Here is a 6,144-nt window from a genome sequence, read left to right as displayed (position 1 = left end):
GAGTTATGAGTTATGAGTTATGAGTTATGAGTTATGAGTTATGAGTTATGAGTTATGAGTTATGAGTTATGAGTTATGAGTTATGAGTTATGAGTGCAAAAGAAGCCTTTAACTCCAAACTCCAAACTCCAAACTCCTAACTCCTAACTCCAAACTCCAAACTCCAAACTCCTAACTCCAAACTCCTAACTCCTAACTCCAAACTCCTAACTCCAAACTCCAAACTCCTAACTCCAAACTCCAAACTCCTAACTCCAAACTCCTAACTCCAAACTCCTAACTCCAAACTCCTAACTCCTAACTCCAAACTATCTAACGTTGAGGCGACTGAGGAAAATACGTAGGCGATCGCTTTGGGGATTGGTCAGTACTTCGTAGGCTGGGCCTTGTTCTGTCACAATACCTTTATCTAAAAATATCACCTGATGGGCTACTTCTTTTGCAAACTGCATTTCATGGGTGACAACTACCATTGTCATCCCTTCTGCGGCTAATTGTTGCATCACTTGCAAAACTTCGCCGACGAGTTCAGGATCTAGGGCGCTGGTGGGTTCGTCAAATAGCATAACTTGGGGATTCATACATAAACTGCGGGCGATCGCTACTCGTTGCATTTGTCCGCCAGAAAGTTGTTCGGGATAGGCAGAGGCTTTGTCAGATAAGCCAACTTTTTCTAAATACAATCTCGCTAGTTGGGCGCTTTCCTTCGGTGTTTTACCCAATACTTTCTGAGGTGCGAGTGTCATATTTTCCAGGACACTGAGATGGGGAAACAGGTTGAACTGTTGGAAAACCATACCTACTTGTGTTCGCAGTTGTCGCAGTTGGCTATAGTTGACAGTGGGTCGGGATAGGTTGATTCCGTTGATGATTAAACGCCCGTTGTCAATGGTTTCTAGACGGTTGAAGCAGCGTAGTAGGGTACTTTTACCACAGCCGGAGGAACCGATAACTGCAACGACTTCTCCCTGGTTGATTTCGCCGGTGATTCCTTTGAGAACTTTTAGGGAACCAAAGTTTTTTTCGATATTGTCAAAAATAATCGCGGGGATGGTATTGTTCATCGAAATTGTGGGTGGAAACCCCGTCCTAAAGCGTTGCGGAGGACGGCTTTACAGAAGCTATCAAGCAACAATCAAACCCGTTGAACGCCGGATTAGTTTGACCTTGTTAGCCGATATCTGTCCCAACCGTTTCCAGTTGGCATCGCTGACAGATATCTGTTTTTCAGTGCGGGGTTAGTGAATACTTATGTCAAGCTACTCTACAGTTGATTGTAAGGTTTTAAGAAACCGCAGAGAACGCAGAGGGAGAGAGAAATATGGCTAAATTTAATTTTATCCGTTGGCTACGCTTATCTCTAGTTATAAGTTTTAGCTGTTTGTTACTGGTTAGCTGTGCTGTGAACTCTAGCGCGGGGAAAACTCTGCGGGTTGCTACGGAACCTGCGTTTCCACCTTTTGAGTTTAAAGGACAAGGTGGTGAGTTGCAGGGTTTTTCGATTGATTTAATGAATGCGATTGCTACTGCTGCTAACTTTAAAGTGAATTTTCAAAGTCTGCCTTTTGATGGCATTATTCCAGCTTTAGCAGCCAAAACGGTAGATGCGGCCATTAGTTCGATCACAATTACTGAGGAGAGGGCGAAGACTGTTTCTTTTTCCCGCCCCTATTTTAAGGCTGGGTTAGCGATCGCAATTCGCACAGATAATCAAGATATCACTGGTTTTGACAGTCTCAAAAATAAAAAAATTGCGGTACAAATTGGTACAACTGGGGCTGCAAAGGCTAAAAGTGTTCCTGGGGTACAAATTCGCAGTTTTGATTCAGCACCTTTAGCTTTACAAGAATTGCTTAATGGGAATGTGGATGCGGTAATTAATGATGCACCTGTTACTTTATATGCAATTAATACGGGCAATCTCCAGGGAATTAAAGTAGTACAGCAATTGTTGACGGAGGAGTTTTACGGGATTCCTACAGCTAAAAATTCACCGAATTTAGCATTAATAAATAATGGTTTAGATAGGGTTTTGAAAAATGGTACTTATTCCCAAATTTATCAAAAATGGTTTAAAGTTGAACCACCTCTATTACCGACTAAATCACCATTTGAGAATAAAGCTAACGCTGGTGCGCCTAAAATATTAACTTCAATTGGCGTAATTTTGCAGGCTTTACCAAGCTTATTGCAGGGTGCATTGGTAACATTACAATTAACGATACTTTCTGTAGTATTTGGTTTAATTGGCGGTTCCCTGATTGGTATTGTTCGCCTTTCTCATATTGCGCCTGTGCGTTGGGTGGCGAGGGCCTATGTAGATTTTTTCCGGGGAACGCCTTTGTTGGTGCAAATTTTTATGATTTACTTTGGATTACCTGCAATTTTCCAAGAACTTGGTTTGACATTTTCTTTCGATCGCCTAACCGCTGGAGTAATTGCCTTAAGTTTGAATAGTGCTGCATATATTGCCGAAGTTGTCCGTGCTGGGATTCAATCGATTGAAACAGGACAAGCAGAAGCATCACAATCATTAGGTTTAAGTTCCATGCAAACCATGATTTATGTCATCTTTCCCCAAGCTTTCCGGCGGATGATTCCACCTTTAGGTAATGAGTTTATCAGTTTATTGAAAGATACTAGCTTAGTTTCTGTGATTGGGTTTGAAGAATTACTACGTAAAGGGCAATTAATTGTTGCTGACAATTATCGTGCCTTTGAGATTTACGCAGGCGTAGCGGTAGTTTATTTATGTTTGACGTTACTTTCCTCACAGGCATTTAGTCGCTTAGAAGTGTGGATGAATCCAGTTAAAGACCAGAATAAATATGATATCTAATATTTTTAAGTAGAGCATATTAGTGCCGGAATAGATGAGAACAAATAGCTTATTTATTAACAGATATTTTCAACAAGATGATACTAATTGCAATAGTATCTGAAGTATTTTATCGTGTTATGGCTACTTACATCAGCTATCATATCAGTGGTGCAACTGGGGGTTGCATTGTGGTGTTGCAAACCTGATGAAAAGGTCTTTGCTATTTACCATACTCAGTACTGAGTGCTGAGTAAAGAAGATTGAATACTCAATACTTTTGCACTATGGTAAAAGCCCCGCCCCTTGTGGGTGGAATCTTTTGGTCAGGAGAAGGTTGATACCCCGCCCGCAAGTGGCGCGGTCTTTCAACTCAGCACGGGCTAAACGCCCCGCTATCCATGTACAGCACTATGTACTCAGCACTCTTCATCTTACTGAGTGCTGACTCCCACTACCGCTAACGGAACTCAGTACTCTTTATGTAACCCACATCCCGCAGGTGTGAGGGCGAAACAAGTGTCCTTTAAAATTGTAGTAATTGGTACTTCTTTAGGTGGATTATCAGCATTGAAAATTGTCCTGGGGAATTTACCAGTAGACTTTCCTGTGCCGATCGCGATCGTGCAACACCGTCACAAAGAGTCTAGCAACACCCTCCAGGAGTTATTACAAGAATCCACTTTGTTGAAAATTCGCGAAGTGGAAGACAAGGACGAAATACTAACAGGATATATCTACATCGCCCCAGCAGATTATCATTTACTGGTTGAACCAGGTCACTTTGCCCTTTCGACTGATGAGCCTGTTTCTTATGCCAGACCGTCTATTGATGTGCTGTTTGAGTCGGCAGCCGATGTCTACACAGAGCAAGTTATTGGTGTAATATTGACAGGAGCAAACCAAGATGGTATGCAAGGTCTGAAGAAAATAAAAGCGCGGGGAGGAATTACTATTGTACAAGAACCTACCACAGCTGAGAGCGACATCATGCCAGAAGCAGCAATTTCTGCTGTTACAGTAGACTGGATTTTGACACTCTCAAACATTGCTTCCCAGATGGTTAAACTTTGTTATTCATCACAGAAATAAACAGATGCAGATGGAACCCAAAGTCAACATCCTCCTAGTGGATGATAAACTAGAAAACTTGCTGGCACTAGAGGCAATCCTAGAAAAACTGGGGGAAAATCTCGTGAGAGCTACTTCTGGGGAAGAAGCTTTACGGTGTCTGCTGCATCAAGACTTTGCAGTGATTTTGCTGGATGTGCAAATGCCTGGGATGGATGGCTTTGAAACTGCTACCCTAATTCGTAATCGGGGACGATCGCGTCACACTCCAATTATCTTTCTCACCGCTTTTAGCACCAGCGACCAAATGCTGTTTAAAGGCTATGCGTTGGGTGCAGTTGATTATTTGCTCAAACCACTAGACCCCAATATTTTGACTTCTAAAGTCATAGTATTCGTAGAACTATTTAAGAAAACAGAAGCCGTCAAGCAACAAGCAGCGCAACTGGTAGCTGTGAATACTGAACTCAGACAAAGTGAAGAACGATTCCGATCGCTAAGTACCTGCTCACCAGTCGGCATTTTTGAAACTGATACTGAAGGCGACTGTAAATATACGAATCCCCGCTATCAGGCAATTTGTGGCTTGAAAGCGGCAGAGAGTTTAGAAAAGAGATGGTTGGAATCTGTTCATCCAGAAGATAGAGAACGAGCGATCGCCAGTTGGTCTGCTTACATTTGTGAAGGTCGGGACTACTCAGAAGAATTTCGCTTTCAAACTACTCAATCTAGCATCCGTTGGGTTCAAGTCCGCTCATCACCAATGCTTTCCAGTCAAGGGGAATTGCTGGGATATGTCGGTACCCTTGAAGATATTACTGAACGCAAACAAGCAGAAGAAGTCCGCGCCCAAGTGATTCGAGAACAGACCGCTAGACAAGAGGCAGAAGCGGCAAATCGGATGAAAGATGAGTTTCTGGCTGTTCTCTCCCACGAACTCCGCACACCCCTAACCTCGATGCTTGGTTGGTCAAAAATCCTCCGCGCCAAAAAACTTGACGACAAAGCCACTTCCCGCGCCCTTGAAGCCATCGAACGCAACGCCATATCTCAGATGCAGCTAATTGAGGATATCTTGGATGTATCCCGAATCATCCGCGGTCAGTTGCGGTTAAACGTATCTGCGGTGAATCTAATTTCGGTGATGGAGGCAGCTTTAGAGGCAGTGCGTCCCCTAGCGGAACCAAAAGATATTCAATTAAGTACTGTGCTGGATACTTCGGTAGGGTCAGTTTATGGCGATCCAGCCCGTTTACAGCAAATAGTTTGGAATCTACTAACTAATGCCATTAAATTTACCCCTAAAGGTGGCAGAGTGGAAGTTAAGCTGTCAACCTATTTTGGATTTTCGATTTCAGATTTTGGATTGGGAGCTGATAGTGAAAATTTAGACTCTTCAAACACTGATGAAAACGGTAATCTAAGATCCAAAATTCCAAATCCCAAATCCCAATATGCTCAAATTCAAGTTATCGATACAGGCATTGGTATAAGTTCCGAGTTTTTACCCAAAGTATTTGAGCGTTTTCGCCAAGCAGACAGTACCACAACGCGATCGCACAATGGCTTAGGACTAGGATTAGCGATCGTCCGTCATCTAGTGGAACTGCACAAGGGTACAATATTTGCCCAAAGTTCAGGTAGTGGACAAGGAGCAACCTTTACGGTGAGACTACCATTGCTACAAGACAATAGGGAAAATAGGGAAGTAACAGGAAAAATTTCCTCCCCAGCATCTACGCCTCTTGCTGGATTAAGAGTTTTAGTTGTAGATGATGAGACAGATACCCGTAACTTTCTCAGTTTTATGTTTGAGGAGTATGGGGCTTTTGCTACTGCGGTAGGATCAGTTGATGAAGCCCTAGCAGTACTTGAGCAGGCAAAACCAGATATCCTGATTAGCGACATCGGCATGTCAGAGCAAGATGGTTATACACTAATTCGGAAACTACGCTCTTTAGAACCAGAAAAAGGCGGACGCATCCCTGCGATCGCGTTAACAGCATACACGCGAGAAGAAGACCACTTGGAAGCACTTTCAGCAGGGTTTCAGCAGCATTTATCTAAGCCAATTGACCCTAATAAATTGATTGCTGCGGTCGCCAATGTATTAAAACTGCCTCTGGAAGTTCCAGTGAGTTGATTTGGAATTGGGGACTGGGGAGCAGGGAGCAGGGAGCAGGGAGCAGGGAGCAGGGAGCAGGGAGCAGGGAGCAGGGAGCAGGGAGCAGGGAGCAGGGAGCAGGGAGCAGGGA

Annotated in this window: 6 protein-coding genes; 5 read left to right on the top strand and 1 reads right to left on the bottom strand. The window is 43.4% G+C overall.

Going from position 1 to position 6,144, the window contains the following annotated elements:
* Nucleotides 1-308: 308 nt before the first annotated feature.
* The gene (locus tag V7K67_RS24625) at nucleotides 309-1,064 is read right to left on the bottom strand and encodes an amino acid ABC transporter ATP-binding protein (RefSeq protein WP_334705699.1); all 756 of its coding nucleotides are present in this window, start codon (nucleotides 1,062-1,064) and stop codon (nucleotides 309-311) included.
* On the opposite strand from V7K67_RS24625, the gene V7K67_RS24620 reads away from it, so the two are divergent.
* The 5 genes from V7K67_RS24620 (at nucleotide 1,051) to V7K67_RS24600 (ending at nucleotide 6,032) form a co-directional block, all read left to right on the top strand.
* Complete coding sequence (locus tag V7K67_RS24620) at nucleotides 1,051-1,242, top strand: hypothetical protein (RefSeq protein ID WP_334705700.1); 192 nt, start codon at nucleotides 1,051-1,053, stop codon at nucleotides 1,240-1,242. The genes V7K67_RS24625 and V7K67_RS24620 overlap by 14 nt on opposite strands.
* Before the next feature lie 79 nt (nucleotides 1,243-1,321).
* The gene (locus V7K67_RS24615) at nucleotides 1,322-2,839 is read left to right on the top strand and encodes an ABC transporter permease subunit (protein ID WP_335168776.1); all 1,518 of its coding nucleotides are present in this window, start codon (nucleotides 1,322-1,324) and stop codon (nucleotides 2,837-2,839) included.
* A 44-nt stretch (nucleotides 2,840-2,883) separates the two neighbouring features.
* A complete protein-coding gene (locus V7K67_RS24610) occupies nucleotides 2,884-3,027 on the top strand; it encodes a metal ABC transporter permease (protein WP_334705720.1) in 144 nt (47 codons plus the stop codon).
* Between the two features lie 310 nt (nucleotides 3,028-3,337).
* On the top strand, nucleotides 3,338-3,910 hold the full coding sequence (locus tag V7K67_RS24605) for a chemotaxis protein CheB (RefSeq protein WP_334729041.1): 573 nt from the start codon (nucleotides 3,338-3,340) through the stop codon (nucleotides 3,908-3,910).
* Between the two features lie 4 nt (nucleotides 3,911-3,914).
* Nucleotides 3,915-6,032: a hybrid sensor histidine kinase/response regulator gene (locus V7K67_RS24600; protein ID WP_334729040.1), complete on the top strand. Its 2,118-nt coding sequence runs from the start codon at nucleotides 3,915-3,917 to the stop codon at nucleotides 6,030-6,032.
* The last annotated feature ends 112 nt before the right edge of the window (nucleotides 6,033-6,144 follow it).

Source organism: Nostoc sp. (assembly GCF_036917155.1).
GTDB lineage: Bacteria > Cyanobacteriota > Cyanobacteriia > Cyanobacteriales > Nostocaceae > Nostoc.
This window is presented reverse-complemented; position numbering and strand designations above follow the sequence as displayed.

Coding starts and splice junctions, on each gene's coding strand:
- V7K67_RS24625 (WP_334705699.1), bottom strand. CDS start 1,064: ATGAACAATACCATCCCCGCGATTATTTTTGACAATATCGAAAAAAAC.
- V7K67_RS24615 (WP_335168776.1), top strand. CDS start 1,322: ATGGCTAAATTTAATTTTATCCGTTGGCTACGCTTATCTCTAGTTATA.
- V7K67_RS24620 (WP_334705700.1), top strand. CDS start 1,051: ATGGTATTGTTCATCGAAATTGTGGGTGGAAACCCCGTCCTAAAGCGT.
- V7K67_RS24600 (WP_334729040.1), top strand. CDS start 3,915: ATGCAGATGGAACCCAAAGTCAACATCCTCCTAGTGGATGATAAACTA.